Raw genomic sequence first — 21,490 nt, forward strand, 5'->3', positions numbered from 1 at the left:
CCCTGCTCAGGCCCGCTTGAGGGCGGGGGTGTCGACGGGCGCGTCCCACAGCTCCAGCAGCTGCGCGTCGGCCTTGGTGAGGGTGAGCGAGAAGCCGGCCATGTCCAGGCTGGTGACGTAGTTGCCGACCAGGCTGCGGGCCACCGTGATGCCGCGCTCGGCGAGCCGGGCGGCGACCTCGCCGTAGGCGATGTACAGCTCCAGCAGGGGAGTCGCGCCGAGGCCGTTGAGCAGGGCGATCACCTCGTCGCCCGGGGCCAGGTGACGGTCGGCGAGGATGGTGTCGACCACCTCGGCGGCCAGCTCGCGGGCCGGGCGCAGCTTCTCGCGGCGGCGGCCGGGCTCGCCGTGGATGCCGACGCCGACCTCGATCTCGTCCTCCGGCAGGTCGAAGCCGGGCTTGCCGGCGGCCGGGACGGTGGCCGCGGTGAGCGCGATGGCGAAGGAACGGGAGGCGGCGTTGACCCGCTCGCCCAGGGCGGCCACCTCGTCGAGCGGGGCGCCGCGTTCGGCCAGCGCCCCGATGGTCTTCTCGACCAGGACGGTCGCCCCGGTGCCGCGGCGGCCGGCCGTCCAGGTGGAGTCCTCGACCGCGACGTCGTCGTCGACCAGGACGGTGCGGACCGCCAGGCCCTCCTCGGCGGCGAGTTCGGCGGCGAGCTCGAAGTTCATCACGTCGCCGGTGTAGTTCTTCACGACGAAGACGACGCCGGCGCCGCTCTCCACCGCCTTGGCGGCGGCCAGCATCTGGTCCGGCACCGGGGAGGTGAAGATCTCGCCGGGGCAGGCGGCGTCCAGCATGCCGGGGCCGACGAAGCCGCCGTGCAGCGGCTCGTGCCCGGAGCCGCCGCCGGAGATCACCGCGACCTTGGGCGCGGCCGGGCGGGCGGCCCGGGTGATCACCCGGTTGGGGAGGTCCACCGTCAGTTCGGGATGGGCGGCGGCGACTCCGGCCAGCGCGTCCTCCAGGACGCTCTCCGGGGTGTTGATCAGCTTCTTCAACGCTCTTCGCTCCCTCGGTCAGGACGCTTCGGCGGGCCGTGCGGCAGACGGCGCTGCCCCGACGCTACGCCAGCCGGGGGTGGCGGGCACGGGGTGCGACACGCGGGTTTCCCGTCACCCGCCCGGAGTAGTGGGGTCCGGTCGTAGGGTCGCAGGCATGAGCGAACACGTAGGTATCGTCCTGGTCTCGCACAGCGCCCGGCTGGCCGCAGGACTGCGCGAGCTGCTCGTCGAACTCGCCCCCGGCGGCGTGCGGGTGGTGTGTGCGGCGGGGACGGAGGACGGCGGGCTCGGCACCAGCTACGACCTGATCGCGCGGGCCGTCGCCGAGGCGGACGGCGGGGCGGGCGTGGTGGTGCTGCCGGACCTCGGGAGTTCGGTGCTCACCGCCGTCACCGTGCTGGAGGACGAGCCGCGCCCGGGCGCGCGGCTGGTGGACGCACCGTTCGTGGAGGGCGCGGTGGCGGCCGCCGTCACCGCCTCGACCGGGGCGGCGCTGGCCGAGGTGGTGGCGGCGGCCGAGGACGCCCGGGGCTTCCGGAAGCTGTAGGGCCCGTCCGGCCGAGTCGGTGTCGGCTACTTGGCGTCCGCGTAGCAGTCCACCACCGCGGTGGTGAGCGGGAAGCGGACCGGGGTGTCGCCGAAGACCAGGTGCCGGGCCTCGTCGGCGGACTCGGCGACCGCCGCCGCCACCTCGTCGGCGAGGTTGGCCGGGGTGTGCACGATCACCTCGTCGTGCTGGAAGAACACCAGGTGCGGCCGGTCCGCCGGGTCGGCCACCGGCAGGGCGCTGAGTCGGCGGCGCAGGGCCGCGAGCAGGGCGAGCGCCCAGTCGGCGGCGCTGGCCTGGATGACGAAGTTGCGGGTGAAGCGGCCGCGGGCGCGCGCCTGCCGCCCGCCGGCCTCGCCGGCCGTCCCGGGGTCCTCGGTGAGGTCGAGGAACTCGGCGGAGGCGGGCGGGCAGACCCGGCCGAGCCGGGAGGCGACCACGCCGCCGTCCTCGCCGGTGCGGGCGGCGGCCTCGACGTAGCCCATCGCGGCGGGGTAGCGGTGGTGCAGGGTGTTCAGCAGCGGGCCGATGTCGCCGCTGGTCTGCCCGTACATGGCGCCGAGCAGGCCGAGTTTGGCCTTGTCGCGGTCGCCCTGGAAGGCGCTGGCGGCCAGCGCCTCGTACAGGTCGCCGCCGGCGGCGGTGCGGGCCAGCCCGGCGTCCTGGGAGAGGGCGGCGAGCACCCGGGGCTCCAGTTGGGCGGCGTCGGCGACGACCAGCAGCCAGCCGGGGTCGGCGACGACGGCGCGGCGCAGGATGCGCGGGATCTGCAGCGCGCCGCCGCCGCGGCTGGCCCAGCGCCCGGAGACCACGCCGCCGACCACGTACTCGGGCCGGAACCGGCCGCCGCGGGCCCAGGCGTCCTGCCAGGCCCAGCCGTGCGCGGCGTGGATCCGGGACAGCTCCTTGTAGCGGATCAGCAGCGCGGCGGCCGGGTGGTCGACGCGCTTGAGCTCCCAGGAGCGGGTGGAGCTGAGCTGGATGCCGTTCTCGGCGAAGGCGCGCAGTACCTGGGTGTGCGAGTCGGGGTTGAACGGGCGCCCGCCGAGGGCCTGTTGGAGCTCGGCGGAGAGTTCGGCGAGCAGTCGCGGCTGGGTGCCGGGGACGGTCGGGCGGGGGCCGAGGAGCTCCGTCAGCAGCCGGTCGTGGACGTCGCCGCGCCAGGGCAGCCCGTCGTACGCCATCTCGGCGGCCACCAGCGCCCCGGCGGACTCGGCGGCGACCAGCAGCCGGAACCGCTGCCGGGCGGCCGGGTCGGCGATCGCGGCGAGCCGGCGCTGCTGTTCGGCGTGGACGGCGACGACGGCGGCCAGCGGGTCGGCGCCGGGCGGCAGTTGCAGCCGGTCGGGGGCGAACAGGGTGTCCTGCCCGTCGTCGGACTCGGCGGAGCCGGGCTCGGGCAGGTCGTCCGGGACGGGCAGGCCGCGCAGCCGGGACCAGGCGGCGCCGAGCGAGCGCGGCGCGCCGAGCCGGCCCTCGCGCGTGAGCAGCAGGGCCTCGACGAGGCGCAGGTCGTGGCAGCGGGCGAGCCGGTCGGGTAGCCGGGGCAGCAGCGGCGCGTAGGCGCTCTCGGCGGCGGCCCACACCCAGCGGGGCCCCAGCGGACGAGTGCTCCCGGCGGCCTCCCGGGCGGCGACGGCGGCGGCGAGGTCGGGGACGCGCTCGGGCGGACCGAGCGGGGTGCCGGCGTCGTCGAGCGGCTGGAGCCGGCCGCCCGGGCCGTGCGGATCGGGGGCGAGGGCCGTCCTGGGTGCCACGGGGGCGTCTCCTCTCCGGCGCGCTGGTCGGGCGTGCGGGTACGGGCACGGATGTGCGGTCTACGGGTGTCCGACCTCGACGTTAACGGGTGGGTACGACAACGGGCATGTCCCGGGGGCGGGGGCGCATAGGCAGGGTCGGGGACACGGCGTATGGTCGGCGAAATGACCGAGAACCCGTTCTTCAAGCCCAGCGCCCTGGTCTACGAACTGCCGCCCTTCGCCGCGATCCGGCCGGAGCACTACCTGCCCGCCTACGAGCGCGGGATGGCCGAGCAGTTGGCCGAGATCGCGGCGATCACCGCCGATCCGCAGCCGCCGACCGTGGACAACACCCTGGTCGCCCTGGAGCGCTCCGGGGAGCTGCTGCGCCGGGTGGACGCGGTGTTCCGCAACCAGTCGGCCTCCGACACCAGCGAGCTGGTCGACGAGGTGGACGCCGAGGTGAGCCCGCTGCTGGCCGCGCACCACGACGCGATCCACCTGGACCGCGCGCTGTTCGCCCGGATCGAGGAGCTGTACGGGCGCCGCGCCGAGCTGGGCCTGGACCCGGAGTCGCTGCGGCTGCTGGAGACCCGGCACACCCGCTTCGTCCGCTCCGGCGCCCGGCTGGGCGAGGCCGAGCAGGCCCGGCTGCGCGGGCTGAACGCCGAACTCGCCGCGCTCGGAACGACGTTCCAGCAGAACGTGAACGCCGCCACCAAGGCCGCCGCGCTGGTCGTGGACACGGCCGAGGAACTGGACGGGCTGTCCGCGGACGCGGTCGCCGCCGCCGCGGAGAACGCCCGGGTGCTCGGCCACGAGGGCCGGTTCGTGCTGTCTCTGAAGAGCACCTCCGGCCAGCCCGAACTGGCGCTGCTCACCGACCGGTCGGTGCGCGAGCGGCTGCTCGCGGCCTCGCTCGGCCGGGGCGCGGCGGTCAACGGCCCGCTGGCGATCCGGATGGCCGCGCTGCGCGCCGAGCGGGCCGCGCTGCTGGGGCACCCGAGCCACGCCGCGTACGTGGTCGAGGACGAGACCGCCGGCACGGTGGAGGCGGTGTCCGGGCTGCTCGCCCGGCTGGTGGGGCCGGCGGTGGCCAACGCCCGCCGGGAGGCCGCCGAGCTGGCCAAGGTGGCGGCCGCGGACGGGATCGAGGAGATCGCCGCGCACGACTGGGCGTACTACTCGGAGAAGGTGCGGCAGGAGTCGTACCAGGTGGACGCGGCGGTGCTGCGCCCGTACTTCGAGCTGGAGCGGGTGCTGCACGACGGCGTGTTCCTCGCCGCGAAGCTGGCGTACGGGCTGACCTTCACCGAGCGGCCGGACCTGACCGCCTACCACCCGGACGCGCGGGTCTTCGAGGTGTTCGAGGAGGACGGCGGTTCGCTGGGCCTGTTCATCGGCGACTTCCACGCCCGGGCGTCCAAGCGCGGCGGCGCCTGGATGGACGAGCTGGTGGGCCAGTCGGGGCTGACCGGCCGGCGCCCGGTGGTGCTGAACAACCTGAACATCGCGCGCCCCGCGCCGGGCGAGCCGGTGCTGCTGGCCTGGGACGAGGTGCGCACGCTCTTCCACGAGTTCGGGCACGCGCTGCACGGGCTGTTCTCGGACGTGCGGTACCCGCTGTTCGCGGGCACCGCGGTGCCCCGGGACTTCGTCGAGTTCCCCTCGCAGGTCAACGAGATGTGGATGGTCCGGCCGGAGGTGCTGGCCGGCTACGCGCGCCACCACGTGACCGGGGAGCCGCTGCCGGCCGCGCTGGTCGAGCGGATGGTGGCGGCCGAGGGCTTCGGGGAGGGCTTCCGGACGGTGGAGTACCTGGCGGCGACGCTGCTGGACTGGGCCTGGCACACCGTGCCGCAGGGCAGGGAGATCGAGGACGCCGAGGAGTTCGAGGCGCGGGTGCTGGCGGAGGCCGGGATCGCGGTGCCGGCGATCCCGCCGCGCTACCGGACGGCGTACTTCCAGCACATCTTCTCCAGCGGCTACAGCGCCGGGTACTACGCGTACATCTGGTCGGAGGTGCTGGACGCCGACACCGTGCAGTGGTTCGAGGGCAACGGGCGCCCGGTGCGGGAGAGCGGCGAGCTGTTCCGGCGCGAGCTGCTGGCGCGCGGCTTCAGCCGGGACCCGCTGGAGTCCTTCCGCGCGGTGGTCGGCCGGGCGCCGGAGACCGGGCCGCTGCTGGCGCGGCGGGGGCTGGCCTAGCGGTTGTCCGTCGGGTGCGCCCCGGTGGCGGTCAGCGCGGCGTGACCGTCACCGTCACCGGGGTGCCCGGGCTCGTGTGCGGGAGCCGGATCCGGACGGTGCCGGCCCGCCCGCCGTACGGCTGCTCGACGTCGACGCGGGCGGTGGCGGGGGTGGCGGCGACCCGGGCGCCGCGGGGGAACGCCGCCGGGGGCAGGACGAGTTCGGTGCTGTGCCGGGTGCCGTCGGCGCTCCAGCGGACGGTGTGCCCGGTGGGTGTGGCGGTGGTGCTCACCCCGGCCCCGGCGACGGCCGCCGGGTACGGGCCGAAGGCGGGCTCGTCACCGGGGGCGGGGTGCCCGGCCGGGTCGAGCGCGCAGTAGCCGCCGGTGCCGCGGCACCAGTACCACATGGTCCAGCCCTCGGCGAAGCCGTCCATGGCGGCGACCTGTCGGCGGACCAGCTGGGTGTTGCCCGGCCTGCGGGAGTCGGGCGGGCCCCACTCGCCGACCAGGACCGGCAGGCGGTGGGCGGCGGGGTAGGCGGCGATCGCGGCGGTGTAGCGCTCGACGAAGCCGTCGGACGGGTCCCAGTCGGCGCCGTTCTCGACCGCGGTGTCGTAGAAGTGCGGCGCGTAGCCGAGCCGGGCCGGGCCGGGGCGCGGGTCCTCGAAGCCGGGCAACCGGGTGGGCACGCCCTGGCCGACCAGGACGGTCGGTTCGACGAACAGCCAGGCGCGGGTGTCGACCCGGCGCACGGCGGCGATCAGGCGGCGGTACATGTCGGCGAGCCGGCCCTGTTCGAGGGCGGCGGAGGCGGCGGCGAGCACGGCCGGGTCGGTCGGGTCGCCGTCCACCGGGCCGAACGGCTCGTTGAACAGGTCGTAGCCCAGCAGCGAGCGGTGGCCGCGCAGTTCGAGGGCGAGCCGGGTGTAGAAGTCGGCCTGCCAGGCACGCAGGTCGGGGTCGTCGTAGAGGTGGCGGAAGGCGGCCTGGACGGCGGGCTGGAAGTAGCCGGCGAACCAGTCGTCCGGGTCGGGGGTGAACGGCAGGCCGTCGTCCCGGGTGGCCCAGGGCGGGATGCCGCGGTCGCCGCCGCCGAACTTCGGCCCGTAGACGTCCTGGTGGAAGTCGATCAGGGCGAGCAGGCCGTACCGGTCGGCCCAGCCGAGGAGTTGGCGCAGGCGGTGCAGTTCGGCCGGGTCGAGGTGGCCGCGGACGGGCTCCAGCCTGGTCCAGGAGACCGCCACCCGGATCAGGGTGAAGCCCTGTGCGGCCAGGGACGTGACGTCGGCCTCGGTGGCCTCGGCGTACTTGTCCAGGTTGAAGCCGCGCAGTTGAAGGCGGCGGCCCTGGGCGTCGGTGAAGGCGGTGCGGCCGTCGGGGCCGGTGACCGTACCGGCGGGGAACCGCGCGGGCGGGCCGCCGTGTGCGGCCGCGGGGGTGGCGGGTGCGGCGGCGAGGGCCGCGGCGGCGGCGAGCAGGAGGGCGACGACGGTGCGGCGCAGGTGCATCGGGACCTCGCGGGGGCACGCGGCGAAGGGGTGGGGGCCCGATGATGCCCGGACTGCGGTGGGCGGCGCAAGGGGGCTGCGCTGGAGAGGAGTTCAGCCGGCGGGTTCAGTCGGCGGGTTCGACCGGAGGGGTCGGCAGGGCGGGGGTGGGCCGGTCCGCGGCGGCGGCCAGGCGGCCCCAGAGCAGGTCGGCGAGCGCCTGCACCATGCGGGTGCGCGAGCAGGGTCTGCTGTTCAGCCACCAGTCGCCGGCCGCCAGCACCATGCCGGTGATGCCCCGGCCCCAGGCCTCGGCGAGCAGGTCGCGGTCGGCGCCGAGGTCGACCTGGCTCTGGACGGCCCGGGTGATCTCCTCGGCGATCTGCCGCAGCGCGGGGGCGAGCGCGTTGCCGACCCCGCCCGGGTCGCCCGGTTCGGGGTGGGTGAGCAGCCGGTACACCTGCGGGCGGGCCTCGATCCCGGCCAGGTAGGTGTCCAGGACGTGCTCGACCCGGTCGCGGCGCTCCAGCGGTTCGGCGAGGGCGGCCCGGATGGCGGCCAGCAGGCCGCTGGTGTGGCGCTCGGTGAGGGCGCTGATCAGGCCGTTCCGGTCGCCGAAGTGCCGGTAGAGGATCGGTTTGGTGATGCCGGCCTCGGCGGCGATGGCGTTCATGCTGGCCGTCGGCCCGTCCCGCTGGATGACCCGGTCGGCGGCGTTGAGCAACTGCTCGCGGCGGGGCTCTCGGGACATGCGCTGCTCCTCGCGGTCGGTGGTGTACGGGGTGGTGCGGGGGCGGTGCCGGGCGTTGACACCGGTTACCAATCAGTAGCAGACTCCGACGATGTTACCCGAGGTAACACCCCCGGTCGGCCGCACCCTTCTTCGGAGGAAAGCACCATGAGCAGCACGTTCTCGCTGGACCCGGGCGCGGACCAGCTCGCCGTACGCGACTGGCTGCACGGCTTCGCCGCGGACGTCGTCCGCCCCGCCGCGGCCGAGTGGGACGAGCGCGAGGAGACCCCCTGGCCGATCATCCAGGAGGCCGCCAAGCTGGGCATCTACTCACTGGACTTCTACGCCCAGCAGTACTTCGACCCCTCCGGCGTCGGCATCCCGATCGCCATGGAGGAGCTGTTCTGGGGCGACGCGGGCATCGGGCTGTCCATCGTCGGCACCACCCTGGCCGCCGTCGCGGTGCTCGCCAACGGCACCGACGAGCAGATCGGCACCTGGACCCCGCAGATGTTCGGCACCCCGGACGACCTCAAGGTGGCCGCGTTCTGCTCCTCCGAGCCGGACGCCGGCTCCGACGTCTCCGCGCTGCGCACCCGGGCGGTGTACGACGAGGCCAAGGACGAGTGGGTGCTGAACGGCACCAAGACCTGGGCCACCAACGGCGGGATCGCCGCCGTCCACGTCGTCGTCGCCACCGTCGACGCGGACCTCGGCGCGCGCGGGCACGCCTCCTTCGTCGTCCCGCCGGGCACCCCCGGGCTGAGCCAGGGCCAGAAGTTCAAGAAGCACGGCATCCGCGCCTCGCACACCGCCGAGGTGGTGCTGGACGGCGTCCGGGTGCCCGGCAGCTGCCTGCTCGGCGGCAAGGAGAAGCTGGACGAGCGGCTGGCCCGGGCCCGCGAGGGCGTCAAGCGCTCGGGCGGCAGGGGCAACGCGGCGATGGCCACCTTCGAGGCCTCCCGGCCCGCCGTCGGCGCGCAGGCGATCGGCATCGCCCGGGCCGCGTACGAGGTGGCGCTGGACTACGCGAAGACCCGCGAGCAGTTCGGCCGCCCGATCATCGACAACCAGGGCGTGGCCTTCCAGCTCGCCGACATGAAGACCCGGATCGACGCCTCCCGGCTGCTGGTGTGGCGGGCCTCCTGGATGGCCGCCAACAACCAGCCGTTCACCGCGGCCGAGGGCTCGATGTCCAAGCTGTACGCGGGGGAGACGGCCAAGTGGGTCACCGCGCAGGCGATGCAGATCCTCGGCGGCAACGGCTTCACCCGGGAGTACCCGGTGGAGCGGATGCACCGGGACAGCGCGATCTACTCGATCTTCGAAGGGACCAGCGAGATCCAGCGGCTGGTGATCGCCCGGGCGATATCCGGGATGCCGATCCGCTGACGCCTGGCGGGGCCGGCCCCGCCGGGGGCCGACCCGACCGGGCTCGGCAAGCCCTAACGGGCCGCCCAGAAGGTGAGCCCGGCGGTGAGCGCGCCCACCGCCGCGCCGACGATGGTCTGCGCGGTGGTGTGGTCCCGCAGCACCACCCGGGACCAGCCGATCACCGCGACCAGCGGGGAGAGCAGCAGCCACAGCGGGCCGAGCGCGATCCCGAGGCAGACCACCGCGCCCGCGGCGACGGCGGTGTGCACGGAGACCTTCCACCAGACGGTGATCACCAGGATCGGGATCAGCGAGGCGAACATCGCCAGCACCATCGCGGTCAGGTCGGCCGGGGCGTCCAGCCAGAGCATCGCCGCGAAGGCGGTCGCGACCGAGCCCATGATGAACGGGATGACGGTCAGCCGGCGCTGCCGGTGGCCGACGTGGCGGTCCTCCAGGGTGCCCTTGCGGATGCCGCGCTGGATGAACAGGGTCGGGATGACGGCCGCGAACAGGGCCGCGAAGACCGCCCAGCCGAGGCCGGCCCAGCCGTAGCGGACGCAGCCGAGCAGCGGGAGCAGCGCGATGATCACGTTCTTCGGCTCGACGCCGTCGGTGACCCGGCGGGCCCAGATCGTCCGGCTGGTGGGGGCGGTCGTGGCCTCGGTCATCGGGGTTGCTGCTCCGGTGGGGACGGTGGGGAGGGGGCGGTCCGACGGCTCGGCGCGCCGGTCGGATGATCGTACGCGGGCCGCCGGTTGGGCGCCCACCGGCCCGGTCCGCGTCGACGGGTCCGCGTCGGCCGGCTGCTGTCGGCCCGGTCCGCGTCGGCCCGCTGCGGTCGGGCCGATCCGCTCAGAACCGCGCCGGGCGGCCCGCCAGGAACGCGGCCAGCCCCTCGTGCACGTCCGAGGCCTCCCGGGAGCGGCGCTCCCAGGGCGCCAGCGCCTGCGCGGCCTGCTCCGCCGGGACGGCCAGCGCGGCCTTCACCGCGCCGATCGTCTGGGCCGAGCGCCGGGTCAGCAGCCGGGCGAACTCCAGTGCCGCGGCGTCCAGTTCGGCTCCCGGCAGGACCCGCTCGGCGAGGCCCAGCGGCAGCGCGTCGCGGCCCGCCACCAACTCGCCGGAGAACAGCAGGTACTTGGCGCGGGCCGGGCCGACCAGCCGGGCCAGCCGCAGCGTCGGCACCGCCGGGTAGACCACGCCGAGCTTGGCCGGGGTGATCCCCAGCCGGGCGTCCTCGGCGACGAACCGCAGGTCGCACGCGACGGCCAGCTGGCAGCCGCCGCCCACGCAGGCGCCCTGCACCACGGCGATGGTCGGATGCGGGAAGGCCGCCAGCGCCTCCTCGGCGGCGACGTTGACCGCGTGGTAGGCGTCCGCGCGCTCCGGATCGCCGTACACCTCGGCGAGTTCGGTGATGTCCGCACCCGCGCTGAAGGTGCCGCCGGCGCCGGTGAGCAGCAGGGCGCGCACCCCCGGCCGCTCGGCGAGGCGCATCAGCACCTCGGGCAGCTCCCGCCAGATCGCCAGGGTCACCGCGTTGCGCCGGTGCGGGCGGGCGAACTCCAGGACGGCGACGCCGTCCTCGCCGACGTAGGCGTGCAAGCCCTCGGCGTGGACGGGCAGGGCGGAGCGGTCCCGCGTGAGCAGCGGCTGGTCCATGCGCACCTCCGGGCGGTCGTGGTGCGCCCACTCTCTCAGGACGTGCCGGCGCAGTAGTCGCCGAGGCCCCGCTCGACCAGGGCGAAGGCGCGGCGGGCCCGGTCGAGGGCGCCGGGCAGGACGTCCGCCGGCCTCTCGCCGGCCAGCATCCGGCGCTGGTTGTCGGTCGTCAGGGTCAGCCGGGTGATGAGCAGTTGGGCTGCCGCGATCTGGGCGGTGAGCTCGTCGTGGGCCGGGTCCTGGGCGATCAGCTCGTCGGTCAGCAGGGCTCTCGCCTGGGCGCCGAAACCGGCCGTGGCGCGCATCGCCAGCGTCGGGGTGCGGTGGATCAGCCGGACCACGTCCACCACGGCCCGGTCGTCGTTCAGGCCGGTGGCCGGGTCGAAGCGTTCGAGCGCCGCGAGGTACTGCTCGCGCAGCGCGACCACCGCCGAGGTGCCCGGGGTGCGTTCGCGCACCACCCGGGCCGACTCGTCGAGGTGCTGCTCCATCGGGCTCATGACCAGGTCTTCCTTGGTGGGGAAGTAGTTGAAGACGGTCATCTTGGAGACCTCGGCGGCGGCCGCGATCTCGGCGACCGAGACCTGGTCGAAGCCCCGCTCGGCGAACAGTCCGACGGCCGTGCGCCAGATCCGGATGGCGGTCTGGATCTTCTTGCGCTCGCGCAGCGGGAGCGCGTCGAGGTCGCGGTCGGGTCCGAGGTCCAAGCCGGTGTGCGTCGCCATGGGGCGACTGTACCAGGACCAAAGATTGACTGGGAAGAACAATTTGCTCGGCCGAAGAATTGACCAGGTACAAAAACACTGTCATGGTGGTGGCCTGCCCGCCGGACCGCACCGGTCCGGGCCGAACTCCGTTGACCCTGGGGGGACTTTCCGATGACGACCGCCGTACCGACCGTACCCGACCCGGCCTTGATGACCCCGGCCCGGCGCGGCCTGGCCCAGCTGATCTGCCTGGTCACGATCGTGCTGGCCGTGCTCGACATGAACATCGTGTCCGCGGCCACCGTGCCGATCGTCCGCGAACTCGACCCCGTCCACGGCGTCGACCGCCTCCCCTGGCTGGTCAGCGCCTTCGCCCTGGCCGCCACCGCGCTGCTGCCGCTCTACGGCAAGCTCTGCGACGTGTACGGCGCCAAGCGCGTGCTGCTCGGCGCGGTCGGCACCTTCCTGCTCGGCTCGGCGCTCTGCGGGGCGGCCCAGTCGATGGGACAGCTGATCGCCTTCCGGGCCCTCCAGGGCATCGGCGGCGGCGGGCTGATGAGCGTCACCATGGTGGTCATCGCCCATCTCAAGGACCCGGCCGAGCGCGGCAGCGGCAAGGGCGGCGCGATGGGCGGGATCGTCGCGGGCATCGGCATGGCGGTCGGCCCGCTGGTCGGCGCGCTGTTCACCGACCACCTCGGCTGGCGCTGGATCTTCTACATCAACCTGCCGCTCGGCCTGCTCGTCCTGGTCGGCACCGCCCTGGTGATCAAGCTGCCGCCGGCGGCCGGACGTCGCGGTCTGGACTTCCTCGGCGCGACCCTGGTCGCCGCCTTCGCCACCGGGCTGCTGCTGGTCACCGAGTGGGGCGGCAAGGACCACGCCTGGACCTCCCCGGTGATCCTCGGGCTGGGCGCCGCCACCCTGGCCGCGCTCGGCCTCTTCCTGTGGCGCCAGGCCACCGCCGCCGAGCCGGTGCTGCCGCTGTCGCTGTTCCGGATCCGCGAGGTGCGGCTCGGCTTCGCGATCCAGGGCCTGGTCGGGATGGGCATGACCGGCTCGATCGTCTACGTGATGCTCTACCTGCAGATCGCCCGCGGCGTCGCCCCGACCTCGGCCAGCCTCTACCTGATCCCGATGGCGGCCGGGATGACGGCGGTCGGGCTGCTGGTCGGCCGGCTGACCGCCCGCGGCCACGCCACGCAGACCTTCCTGGTGGTCGGCGCGGGCTGTGCCGCCCTGGCCCTCGCCCTGCTCGGCCTCAGCGGGCCGACCACCGGGCTGTGGGCGGTGTGCGGCGAACTCGCCCTGTTGGGCTGCGGGCTGGGCCAGCTGATCGGCCAGCTGATCACGGTGGTCCAGGAGGCCGCGCCCCGGCACCAGCTCGGTGTCGCGACCAGCGGGATCCGCTTCTTCCAGAGCCTCGGCAGCGCGCTCGGCGCGGCGCTCTTCGGCACCGTGCTGGCCCGGGTCTTCGCGGCGGGTGAGCCCGGCCGGCCGCTCGGCGCCGTCCGGACGCTCGGCGGCGCGGCCCGCGAGCACGCGCTGCGCAGCTTCACGGACGCCGTCGACGTGGTGTTCCTGTCGGCGGGCGGGATGCTGGCGCTGGTCCTGCTGCTCGCGCTGCGGCTGCGGGGGGCCGCGGCGGGGGCGGAGCGGTCCGGGCAGGAGCCGTCGGTGCTCGCGGCCTGAGGGCGGCCGAGGGCGGCGCCCTGAGAGGGGAGGGACGGTGCGGGGCCCGGTGGACGGGGTGTCCACCGGGCCCCGCCTCGTTCGGTCAGGCCTCGGACGTCCACTCGGCGGCCAGCAGCGACCAGACCTCCATGTCGTGCCGGACGCCGTTGTGCAGGAAGAACTCGCGCAGCACGCCGTCCAGCTTCATGCCGACCCGCTGGGCGGCGGCCCGGCTGGGGGCGTTGTCCGAGGTGGTCCACCACTCGGCGCGGTGCAGGCCCCGGGTGACGAAGGCGTAGTCGAGCAGGTGCCGGACGGCGGCGGTGACCAGGCCGCGGCCCGCGCCGGCGGGCTCCGTCCACACGCCGATCTCGCAGTTGCCGGACTCGACGCCGAACGCCACGAACATCACGCCGCCGACCAGCGTGCCGTCCAGCCAGATGCCGTAGATCCGGCCGGTGTCGGCGGCCTGCTGGTCGGCGTAGCGCTGCAGGGTGGCGCGGGCGGAGGCGAGGTCGGTGGAGCGGGTGGCCCAGGGGATCCACGGGTCGGTGTGGGCGCGGGCGCGGTCGATGTGGGCCAGGAACTCGGCCGCCTGCCACGGCTCCAGCGGGCGCAGCTCGGCGTTCTCGGCAAGCGGTACGGCAAACATGGGCGGGCCTTTCGGGGGATGCGCGGTGCTCGCTGGGAACCATACATAACAAACGTTTGGTATGTACGATGGCCGCCATGACGCCCGCCCGTGGAGACCATGACGCCCGCCGCCTGGAAGTGTCCGAGGGCGTGTGGCGGGTGCTGTCCAGCCGCGGCTTCGAGGGGCTGACCCTGCGCGCGGTGGCCGCCGAACTGGGGGCCTCCACCGGTTTGCTGACGCACTACTTCCCCAGCAAGCGGGCCCTGCTGAGCCACGCGCTGGAGGAGCTCGACCGGCGCTCCGGCTCCCGGCCCCGGCGCGCCGCCCCCGCCGACGGCACCCCGGTGCCACCCGCCGGGCTGGCCCGGCTGCGGGCCGCGCTGCTCGACATCCTGCCGCTGGACGGGGCGGCGGCGGCCGACAACCGGATCTGGGTCGGCTCCTGGGACGTCGCCCTCGCCGATCCCGAGCTCGCGGCCGCGCACGCGGGCCGCTACGCCCGCTCGCGCGAGGACCTCACGGCGCACGTCGCGGACGCCCAGCGGCTCGGGGAGCTCCCGGCCGGCGCTGACGCCGCCGCGCTCGCGGCCGGCGCGCAGGCCTTCGTGCTCGGCCTGGTGGTGCAGGCGCTGTTCGCCCCGGCGGAGTTCCCGTCCGAGCGCCAGGCCGCTCTGCTGGACGGCTATCTGGCCGGGCTCGCGGCCGCCGACTGAGCCGCCGGCCGGGTTGCCGGGTTGCTGGGTTGCCGACTGAGCCGCCGGCCGGGTTGTCGGGTGGGCCGCGGGTCGGGTCATCGGCCCGTGCCGCCGTTCGGGTCGTCGGCGGGCCGTCTGGGGGCAATTGTCCCGGGGGCGTGATTCGCCCGGGATTTCGGCTGCGTCCATGACACGCATCGTCACGGGTTATGCGCGGTGGGTACGCGGAATCAGGCGGCCGGTGTACGGGATTTCCGGGCGGTCCGCGGCGGCCGGGCAATGCGACCGCAGGCCTGGCGGCCTGCGGGAATGGCAGGGTGGTGCCCCCAGCAGGATTCGAACCTGCGACCTACCGCTTAGAAGGCGGGTGCTCTATCCGCTGAGCTATGGGGGCGGGACGGGCTGCGCCCGGGTGGGCGTGACCGTGGCCGGGTTCGGGCGACGAGCGCCGAGGGCGCGCGTGTCCGGCCCCGTACCTGAGGGTGGGGGTGGGGGTTGGTGGGCCCTCGCCCTGTCGGGGACAGGATAAGGGTGCCCAGTTCCTCGGCCGGGTTCGACGACACCGCCGTTGGTGTGTCGGTTCGGTGGAGCGGTCCGATAATCGCAGGTGAACGCCGTGAGTGCAGCGGTCTGGCAGTGTTCCGCGCCGGACGTTGTGCAGTCGTTACGGGGCTGCCGCCCCACCCGTTATGGATTCGGCACGGAGAATGTGCCGCCATCGGTGCGGGAGGGGGGCCGTATTCGGGTTCCTTCGGTCGGGTGACGTGCGCGGACGGTCGACTCCGGGCGTTCCGGGGCGTGCCGGTGGGGGTCGGCGAGCAGCCCGTTTGTTGTCATGGCCGCGATGAGATGGGCGTGAAGGGCGGCTGAAAGGCCGAAATTCACCCCTGCGAGTGACCCCTGTTTTCCACAGCGTCGAGTTATCCACAGGATTTCGGAACTCCCTGGCGGGGATTTCCCGTGAAGCGCACTCTCAACGCGCACCGGTCGATTCCGTACGGTGCATCGGCGAGAACGGAGAGTGCGCTGTGAGCGAGACGCATGTGACGGTCGTCGGCAATGTCGCGACGGAGGTGAGCTACGGCGAAACGGGGGGCGGGGTGCCGATGGCCAACTTCCGGCTCGGCTGCACCGAGCGCCGGTACGACCGGCAGCGCGAGTGCTGGGTGGACGGCGAGACGCAGTGGCTGACGGTGACGGCCTGGCGGGCGCTGGCGGTGAACCTGATCGGCTCGCTCGCCAAGGGTGATCCGGTGCTGGTGAGCGGTCGGCTGCGGGTGCGGGAGTGGGTCGACGGAGAGGTGAAGCGCACCAAGGTCGAGATCGACGCCCGATCGGTCGGACACGACCTCACTCGCGGTACCTCGGCGTTCCGTTGGGCGGCGGGGGTGCGCGGGCAGCCGCCGGGCACGGCGGGGCCGGCCGGGGCGCAGGCCGGAGGAGAGCTGGTGCCGGGGTGGATCGCGGACGCGCTGGAGGCGCGGAAGGCCTCGGCGGTGGCCTCGGCGCAGGCGGCCGCGGCCGCGGGGGAGCGGAGCCGGGTGGCCGAGGGGGAGCCGGGAGGTGACGAGCAGGCTGCGCTGATCTGACTGGTCGATGACCTTAACTGTCGACAAATATGTTGATCGAGACCGTTGTTGCGCCCGCACGCGCAATCTCGCCCGGATAACGAAAAGTGGCGAGGAGATTCTGGCTGATCGTCAGCTTGTGTGGGAACTGAGGGGGTTGATAACGATCCAGATACGGAATCGTCCTGATTTCGCATGGGGGTTTCGGGACCTGCGGGGCTCAATAGGATTCGTCTGGTTCATACCCCGCAGCGGCGCCACAGGGGGCGCCCGCGGCACGGCAAGTCGGCGGGCTGCCCATCGGCGCGGCCCGGCCCGGAGGGATCCCAGATGTTCCAGAGGCAGGTGCGGAATCTCCCCCGCATAACCACTGTCATGCTCACGACCAGCCTGGCGCTGGGCGGGGGCCTGTTCGCGGCCGGTGCGGCGGCTGCGGCCGGCACCCCGGGTTCGGGCGTCACCGCGGTCGTCCAGCCGACGATGATCAGCGAGAAGATCGACGTCGAGGGCGAGGGCACGGTCGACGGCGGTCTGTTCACCCTCAAGACCGCCGACGGCGAGCTGCAGACCTACTGCATCGACTTCGGCTTCCCGGTCAACATCAGCAAGAAGATCGAGTACCAGGAGTCCGACTGGAAGTCGAGCTCCCTCGGTCGCAAGGAGAAGGCGCAGGACGCCGCCAAGATCCGCTGGATCCTGGAGAACTCCTACCCGCAGGTCAAGGACCTGACGACGCTCGGCAAGACCGTCGGCGTCGACGGCCTGACCGCCGAGGACGCCGCCGCCGGTACCCAGGCCGCGATCTGGAAGTACTCGGACGGCAAGAACGCGACCCCGCGCAACGCCAAGGCCAAGAAGCTGCGCGACTACCTGCTCAGCGACGCCAACAAGGGCATCGCCGCCGAGCCCAAGCCCTCGCTGGCCCTCAACCCGGACTCCGTCTCCGGCAAGTCCGGCGGCAAGATCGGCCCGTTCACCCTCAGCTCCAGCGCCAGCGAGGTGAAGCTCGCCGTCTCCGGCGACGCCGCCGACAAGGTCAAGCTGCTGGACAAGGACGGCAAGCCGGTCGGTGCCACCGTCGCCGGCCCGATCGCCAACACCCAGCTCTTCCTCGACGTGCCGGCCGGCACCCCGGACGGCGCGGCCGCCCTCAACGCCACCGCCGACACCGTCGTGCCCAGCGGCCGCGTCTTCCTCAGCAAGGGCTACACCGCCGAGGACCACAGCCAGACCATGATCCTGGCCGGCTCCAGCAAGCTCAGCGTCGCCGCCGCCGCCAAGGCCACCTGGAAGCAGGGCAAGGGCGCGCTGGTCGACAGCACCGCCCAGGTCGAGTGCGAGAGCAACGGCGTGCGCGTCGCCGTCACCAACGGCGGTGACGAGGCCGCCACCGTCACGGTCAAGCCGGGCAAGCAGCTGACCGTCCAGCCGGGCAAGACCGAGAGCCTGGTCGTCCCGGTCGCCGAGAAGGCCGCCTACGACATCACCGTCACCGGCCCGAACGGCTACACCAAGGAGTTCAAGGGCGTCCTCGACTGCAAGCCGGTCAGCGCCGTGACCCCGTCCTCCGGCCCGTCGACCCCGGCCGCGAGCGGCACCCCGAGCCCGGCCGCCCCGGCCGGCACCCCGTCGGCGGGCACCCCGTCGGCCGGTGCCAGCACCGCCGCCGCGGCGCACCCGACCCCGGCCGCCAGCAGCTCGGCCCCGGGCACCGGTGGCCTGGCCCAGACCGGTGCCAGCGACTCGACCCCGATCCTCGCCGGCGTCGCCGGTGCCCTGGTCCTGGCCGGTGGCGCCGCGGTCTTCGTCCTGCGCCGCCGTGGCCGCCACGGTCGCACCACCGCCTGAACCGCCCCGTCGGCCCGGAGGCGCTGACCTCCTGAGGCCCTGAGGCGGCACCCGGCCCGGCTCCCCGCACCCGCTGCGGGGGGCCGGGCCCGCGCCTTTCGGCGGCGAGCTGCGGATACCCCTGTGGGGCACCCCGGGCGTTCGGGGCTCCCGGCCGGGTGCGGCACAATGGAAGGCTGCAAGCCGAATACTCCCGACGACGCCGGAGCGATCTCACGTGGCGGAATACATCTACACGATGCGCAAGGTGCGCAAGGCGCACGGAGACAAGGTCATCCTTGACGACGTGACGCTCAGCTTCCTCCCCGGGGCGAAGATCGGCGTCGTGGGCCCCAACGGCGCGGGCAAGTCCACCGTGCTGAAGATGATGGCCGGCCTGGAGCACCCCTCCAACGGCGACGCCTTCCTCTCGCCCGGTTTCACCGTCGGCATGCTGCTCCAGGAGCCGCCGCTCGACGAGTCCAAGACCGTCCTGGAGAACGTCGAGGACGGCGTCAAGGAGATCAAGGGGAAGCTCAACCGCTTCAACGAGATCGCCGAACTGATGGCGACCGACTACTCGGACGCGCTGCTCGACGAGATGGGCAAGCTCCAGGAGGACCTGGACCACGCCAACGCGTGGGACCTGGAGGCCCAGCTGGAGCAGGCCATGGACGCGCTGGGCTGCCCGCCCGGCGACTGGGCCGTCACCAAGCTCTCCGGTGGCGAGAAGCGCCGCGTCGCGCTCTGCAAGCTGCTGCTGGAGGCCCCCGACCTGCTGCTGCTCGACGAGCCCACCAACCACCTGGACGCCGAGTCGGTGAACTGGCTGGAGCAGCACCTGGCCAAGTACGCCGGCACCGTCGTCGCCGTCACCCACGACCGGTACTTCCTGGACAACGTGGCCGGCTGGATCCTGGAGCTCGACCGCGGCCGCGCGATCGGCTACGAGGGCAACTACTCCACCTACCTGGAGAGCAAGCAGTCCCGGCTCAAGGTCGAGGGCCAGAAGGACGCCAAGCGCGCCAAGCGGCTCAAGGAGGAGCTGGACTGGGTCCGCTCCAACGCCAAGGGCCGCCAGGCGAAGTCCAAGGCCCGTCTCGCCCGCTACGAGGAGATGGCGGCCGAGGCCGACAAGATGCGGAAGCTGGACTTCGAGGAGATCCAGATCCCGCCGGGCCCGCGTCTGGGCAGCGTCGTCATCGAGGTGGAGAACCTCTCCAAGGCCTTCGGCGAGAAGATCCTGATCGACGACCTCAGCTTCACCCTGCCGCGCAACGGCATCGTCGGCATCATCGGCCCCAACGGCGCCGGCAAGACCACGCTGTTCAAGATGCTCCAGGACCTGGAGACTCCGGACTCCGGCAAGGTCAAGGTCGGCGATACCGTCAAGATCAGCTACGTCGACCAGACCCGCTCCAACATCGACCCGAAGAAGACCCTCTGGGAGGTCGTCTCCGACGGTCTGGACTGGATCAACGTCGGCCAGGTCGAGATGCCGTCCCGCGCCTACGTGTCGGCCTTCGGCTTCAAGGGCCCGGACCAGCAGAAGCCGGCCGGCGTGCTGTCCGGTGGTGAGCGCAACCGCCTGAACCTGGCGCTCACCCTCAAGCAGGGCGGCAACCTGCTGCTCCTCGACGAGCCCACCAACGACCTCGACGTCGAGACGCTCTCCTCGCTGGAGAACGCCCTGCTGGAGTTCCCCGGCTGCGCCGTGGTCATCTCCCACGACCGCTGGTTCCTGGACCGGGTGGCCACCCACATCCTCGCCTACGAGGGCGAGAGCAAGTGGTTCTGGTTCGAGGGCAACTTCGAGTCGTACGAGAAGAACAAGATCGAGCGGCTCGGCGCCGACGCCGCCCGCCCGCACCGGGCCACGTACAAGAAGCTGACCCGCGGCTGACACCCAGCCGTCACGGCGGCCCGGCAGACTTGCCCTCCGGGGCGGCCTGCCGGGGCCGCGGGCCCGCCGCCACCGCACGGCGGCGGGCGATCGGATGTCGAGGAGAACACCTGTGGCCCGCCACATCTACGCCTGCCCGCTGCGCTGGTCCGACATGGACGCCTTCGGACACGTCAACAACGTGGTCTTCCTGCGCTACCTGGAGGAGGCCCGGATCGACTTCATGTTCACCCAGGCCGCCGAGGCCGGCGCCGGGGAGTTCGCGGGCGGCTCGGTGGTGGCCCGCCACGAGATCGACTACAAGCTTCCGCTGGTGCACCGGCCGGAGCCGGTCACCATCGAGACCCGGGTGACCCGCATCGGCGGCGCCTCGCTGACCGTGTCCTACGAGATCAAGGACGTCGCCGAGGACGGCACCGAGACGGTGTACGTCCGGGCGTCCACCGTGGTCGTCCCCTACGACCTGGCCGAGGGCCGGCCGCGCCGGATCTCGCCCGTGGAGCGGGAGTTCCTGTCCCGGTTCATGGACGAGGAGCCCGCCGTAGTCGCCGCCTGAGCGCCCACCTCCGACGATTCGAGCTGACCCGCGTTGACCATCACCGCCCGTCTCGCCCTCACCGACGCCGGGGAGGCCGCCGACCTCTCCGCCTTCCTGCTGCGCCTGCTGCGCTTCGACCGGGCGGCGGCCGTCCGGTTGCAGGCGGTGGCCCCGGCCGAGGACGACGGCGTGCTGGCGGTCTTCGGGCGGCTGCCGCTGGGCGGTTCGGGCGCGCTGGCGATCCGCACCGCCCGGCTGACCGGGCTGGGCGAGCCGGTCGATCTGACGGTCTCGGCGGGCCAACTGCTGGACGGGGTGGACGGCGAGGCGGGCACCCTCGCGCTGCCCGCCCCGGTGACCGGCCCCGCCTGGGCCGGGCTGCTGCCGCCGCGCACCGGCTGGCGGCCGGTCGGGGCGCCGCCGGCGGCCGAGGTGTACCCCGAACTGATGGCCGGTGTACGGGAGTTCCGCGCGCGCAGCGAGGCCGTCCCGGAGCACCACCGCAGCCGCGCGGTGCTGGACGCGCTGGCCGACGAGATCTGGTCCCGCCCGGTCGCCGCGCTGCCGGAGCTGCCGCTGCGGGCGGTGCACGCGGCGTACGTGATCGGCTTCCTGAAGCCCGGTGCCCCGCTCACCGTGCACCGGGTGGGCGGCTGGCTGCGGCTGAGCGCCCCGGCCGGCTCGGTGGCGGTCCGGACCGTGGCCGCGCCCGGCGCGGGCCTGGGGCTCAGCCCGCTCCGGTAGGACCCGCCCGGGTGGCCGGACCGGCCCTGGTCAGCCCGGGGTGTTGATCATCGAGGCGGCGGCGTAGGTGAGGTAGTCCCAGAGCTGCTGTTCGGCCCCGGCCGGCAGGGCCAGCTCGTCCACCGCCGCCCGCATGTGCTTCAGCCAGGCGTCGTGCGCGGCGCGGTCGACCTTGAACGGCACGTGCCGCATCCGCAGCCGGGGGTGGCCGCGCTGCTCGCCGTAGGTCCGCGGGCCGCCCCAGTACTGCATCAGGAACAGGGCCAGCCGCTCCTCGGCCGGGCCGAGGTCCTCCTCGGGGTACATCGGCCGGAGCAACTCGTCCTCGGCGACGCCCTGGTAGAACCGGTGGACCAGTCGCCGGAACGTCGGCTCCCCACCGACCTGGTCGAAGAAGGTCTCCTCGCTGAACGTGCCTCGCCGGATCTCTGTCACCCGACCATGGTCGCAGACGCCGA

The 21,490-nt window shown here is 73.6% G+C and carries 19 protein-coding genes and 1 tRNA gene; 10 read left to right on the forward strand and 10 right to left on the reverse strand.

All coding sequences use genetic code 11. The features are described 5' to 3' along the window. Positions 1–6: 6 nt before the first annotated feature. Positions 7–1,002 (reverse strand): dihydroxyacetone kinase subunit DhaK, encoded by a 996-nt coding sequence (gene dhaK / locus P3T27_RS30510; protein WP_280684319.1) that lies wholly within the window; start codon positions 1,000–1,002, stop codon positions 7–9. Positions 1,003–1,159: 157 nt separating this feature from the next. On the opposite strand from dhaK, the gene dhaM reads away from it, so the two are divergent. Beyond that, a complete protein-coding gene (dhaM, locus tag P3T27_RS30515; RefSeq protein ID WP_280684321.1) occupies positions 1,160–1,552 on the forward strand; it encodes a dihydroxyacetone kinase phosphoryl donor subunit DhaM in 393 nt (130 codons plus the stop codon). A 26-nt stretch (positions 1,553–1,578) separates the two neighbouring features. Here dhaM and P3T27_RS30520 read toward each other — a convergent pair whose 3' ends face one another. Further along, a complete protein-coding gene (locus P3T27_RS30520) occupies positions 1,579–3,309 on the reverse strand; it encodes a bifunctional 3'-5' exonuclease/DNA polymerase (RefSeq protein WP_280684323.1) in 1,731 nt (576 codons plus the stop codon). A 165-nt stretch (positions 3,310–3,474) separates the two neighbouring features. Here P3T27_RS30520 and P3T27_RS30525 point away from each other — a divergent pair, with 165 nt between their 5' ends. Continuing rightward, positions 3,475–5,499 carry a M3 family metallopeptidase gene (locus tag P3T27_RS30525; RefSeq protein ID WP_280684325.1) on the forward strand — a complete coding sequence of 675 codons (2,025 nt, stop codon included), beginning with the start codon at positions 3,475–3,477 and terminating at the stop codon, positions 5,497–5,499. Positions 5,500–5,530: 31 nt separating this feature from the next. Here the strand turns inward: P3T27_RS30525 and P3T27_RS30530 are convergent, their stop codons facing one another. Both P3T27_RS30530 and P3T27_RS30535 read right to left on the reverse strand, forming a co-directional pair. Then, positions 5,531–6,991 carry a cellulase family glycosylhydrolase gene (locus tag P3T27_RS30530; protein WP_280684327.1) on the reverse strand — a complete coding sequence of 487 codons (1,461 nt, stop codon included), beginning with the start codon at positions 6,989–6,991 and terminating at the stop codon, positions 5,531–5,533. Between the two features lie 106 nt (positions 6,992–7,097). Further along, the gene (locus P3T27_RS30535; protein ID WP_280684329.1) at positions 7,098–7,721 is read right to left on the reverse strand and encodes a TetR family transcriptional regulator; all 624 of its coding nucleotides are present in this window, start codon (positions 7,719–7,721) and stop codon (positions 7,098–7,100) included. 147 nt (positions 7,722–7,868) lie between these two features. On the opposite strand from P3T27_RS30535, the gene P3T27_RS30540 reads away from it, so the two are divergent. Next, complete coding sequence (locus tag P3T27_RS30540) at positions 7,869–9,095, forward strand: acyl-CoA dehydrogenase family protein (protein ID WP_280684331.1); 1,227 nt, start codon at positions 7,869–7,871, stop codon at positions 9,093–9,095. Between the two features lie 53 nt (positions 9,096–9,148). Here P3T27_RS30540 and P3T27_RS30545 read toward each other — a convergent pair whose 3' ends face one another. The 3 genes from P3T27_RS30545 to P3T27_RS30555 form a co-directional block, all read right to left on the reverse strand. Beyond that, positions 9,149–9,748, reverse strand: coding sequence for a hypothetical protein (locus tag P3T27_RS30545; protein WP_280684333.1), 600 nt, complete (start codon positions 9,746–9,748; stop codon positions 9,149–9,151). 184 nt (positions 9,749–9,932) lie between these two features. Further along, complete coding sequence (locus P3T27_RS30550) at positions 9,933–10,742, reverse strand: enoyl-CoA hydratase/isomerase family protein (protein WP_280684335.1); 810 nt, start codon at positions 10,740–10,742, stop codon at positions 9,933–9,935. 35 nt (positions 10,743–10,777) lie between these two features. Further along, positions 10,778–11,467 (reverse strand): TetR family transcriptional regulator, encoded by a 690-nt coding sequence (locus P3T27_RS30555; protein WP_280684337.1) that lies wholly within the window; start codon positions 11,465–11,467, stop codon positions 10,778–10,780. Between the two features lie 192 nt (positions 11,468–11,659). Here P3T27_RS30555 and P3T27_RS30560 point away from each other — a divergent pair, with 192 nt between their 5' ends. Next, the gene (locus P3T27_RS30560) at positions 11,660–13,141 is read left to right on the forward strand and encodes an MFS transporter (protein WP_280684457.1); all 1,482 of its coding nucleotides are present in this window, start codon (positions 11,660–11,662) and stop codon (positions 13,139–13,141) included. 85 nt (positions 13,142–13,226) lie between these two features. Here the strand turns inward: P3T27_RS30560 and P3T27_RS30565 are convergent, their stop codons facing one another. Then, positions 13,227–13,775, reverse strand: a complete 549-nt coding sequence (locus P3T27_RS30565) for a GNAT family protein (protein ID WP_280684339.1) — start codon at positions 13,773–13,775, stop codon at positions 13,227–13,229. A 77-nt stretch (positions 13,776–13,852) separates the two neighbouring features. Here P3T27_RS30565 and P3T27_RS30570 point away from each other — a divergent pair, with 77 nt between their 5' ends. Then, entirely contained in the window at positions 13,853–14,470 is a 618-nt protein-coding gene (locus P3T27_RS30570; protein ID WP_280684341.1) for a TetR/AcrR family transcriptional regulator, read from the forward strand. A 300-nt stretch (positions 14,471–14,770) separates the two neighbouring features. On the opposite strand, the gene P3T27_RS30575 is transcribed toward P3T27_RS30570, so the two are convergent. Continuing rightward, positions 14,771–14,846 (reverse strand) — tRNA-Arg (locus tag P3T27_RS30575). 634 nt (positions 14,847–15,480) lie between these two features. Between P3T27_RS30575 and ssb the strand changes: the two genes are divergently transcribed. The 5 genes from ssb to P3T27_RS30600 all read left to right on the forward strand — a co-directional run bounded on the left by ssb (position 15,481) and on the right by P3T27_RS30600 (position 21,032). Further along, entirely contained in the window at positions 15,481–16,041 is a 561-nt protein-coding gene (gene ssb / locus P3T27_RS30580) for a single-stranded DNA-binding protein (protein ID WP_280684343.1), read from the forward strand. A 354-nt stretch (positions 16,042–16,395) separates the two neighbouring features. After that, entirely contained in the window at positions 16,396–17,868 is a 1,473-nt protein-coding gene (locus P3T27_RS30585) for a Cys-Gln thioester bond-forming surface protein (protein ID WP_280684345.1), read from the forward strand. A 217-nt stretch (positions 17,869–18,085) separates the two neighbouring features. Beyond that, a complete protein-coding gene (gene ettA, locus P3T27_RS30590) occupies positions 18,086–19,750 on the forward strand; it encodes an energy-dependent translational throttle protein EttA (protein ID WP_280684347.1) in 1,665 nt (554 codons plus the stop codon). A 112-nt stretch (positions 19,751–19,862) separates the two neighbouring features. Next, positions 19,863–20,306 (forward strand): thioesterase family protein, encoded by a 444-nt coding sequence (locus tag P3T27_RS30595; RefSeq protein WP_280684348.1) that lies wholly within the window; start codon positions 19,863–19,865, stop codon positions 20,304–20,306. Between the two features lie 33 nt (positions 20,307–20,339). Beyond that, positions 20,340–21,032: a hypothetical protein gene (locus P3T27_RS30600; protein WP_280684349.1), complete on the forward strand. Its 693-nt coding sequence runs from the start codon at positions 20,340–20,342 to the stop codon at positions 21,030–21,032. Positions 21,033–21,062: 30 nt separating this feature from the next. On the opposite strand, the gene P3T27_RS30605 is transcribed toward P3T27_RS30600, so the two are convergent. After that, a complete protein-coding gene (locus tag P3T27_RS30605; RefSeq protein ID WP_280684351.1) occupies positions 21,063–21,467 on the reverse strand; it encodes a globin in 405 nt (134 codons plus the stop codon). Between the last annotated feature and the right edge of the window lie 23 nt (positions 21,468–21,490).

Source organism: Kitasatospora sp. MAA19 (genome assembly GCF_029894125.1).
In the GTDB taxonomy this organism is placed as follows: domain Bacteria; phylum Actinomycetota; class Actinomycetes; order Streptomycetales; family Streptomycetaceae; genus Kitasatospora.

Bases quoted from the DNA above. Each gene is read 5' to 3' on its own strand.
- dhaM (WP_280684321.1), top strand. From the start codon at position 1,160: ATGAGCGAACACGTAGGTATCGTCCTGGTCTCGCACAGCGCCCGGCTG.
- P3T27_RS30535 (WP_280684329.1), bottom strand. From the start codon at position 7,721: ATGTCCCGAGAGCCCCGCCGCGAGCAGTTGCTCAACGCCGCCGACCGG.
- P3T27_RS30585 (WP_280684345.1), top strand. From the start codon at position 16,396: ATGCTCACGACCAGCCTGGCGCTGGGCGGGGGCCTGTTCGCGGCCGGT.
- P3T27_RS30570 (WP_280684341.1), top strand. From the start codon at position 13,853: ATGACGCCCGCCCGTGGAGACCATGACGCCCGCCGCCTGGAAGTGTCC.
- P3T27_RS30550 (WP_280684335.1), bottom strand. From the start codon at position 10,742: ATGGACCAGCCGCTGCTCACGCGGGACCGCTCCGCCCTGCCCGTCCAC.
- P3T27_RS30525 (WP_280684325.1), top strand. From the start codon at position 3,475: ATGACCGAGAACCCGTTCTTCAAGCCCAGCGCCCTGGTCTACGAACTG.
- P3T27_RS30555 (WP_280684337.1), bottom strand. From the start codon at position 11,467: ATGGCGACGCACACCGGCTTGGACCTCGGACCCGACCGCGACCTCGAC.
- P3T27_RS30540 (WP_280684331.1), top strand. From the start codon at position 7,869: ATGAGCAGCACGTTCTCGCTGGACCCGGGCGCGGACCAGCTCGCCGTA.
- P3T27_RS30530 (WP_280684327.1), bottom strand. From the start codon at position 6,991: ATGCACCTGCGCCGCACCGTCGTCGCCCTCCTGCTCGCCGCCGCCGCG.
- P3T27_RS30565 (WP_280684339.1), bottom strand. From the start codon at position 13,775: ATGTTTGCCGTACCGCTTGCCGAGAACGCCGAGCTGCGCCCGCTGGAG.
- P3T27_RS30560 (WP_280684457.1), top strand. From the start codon at position 11,660: ATGACCCCGGCCCGGCGCGGCCTGGCCCAGCTGATCTGCCTGGTCACG.
- P3T27_RS30545 (WP_280684333.1), bottom strand. From the start codon at position 9,748: ATGACCGAGGCCACGACCGCCCCCACCAGCCGGACGATCTGGGCCCGC.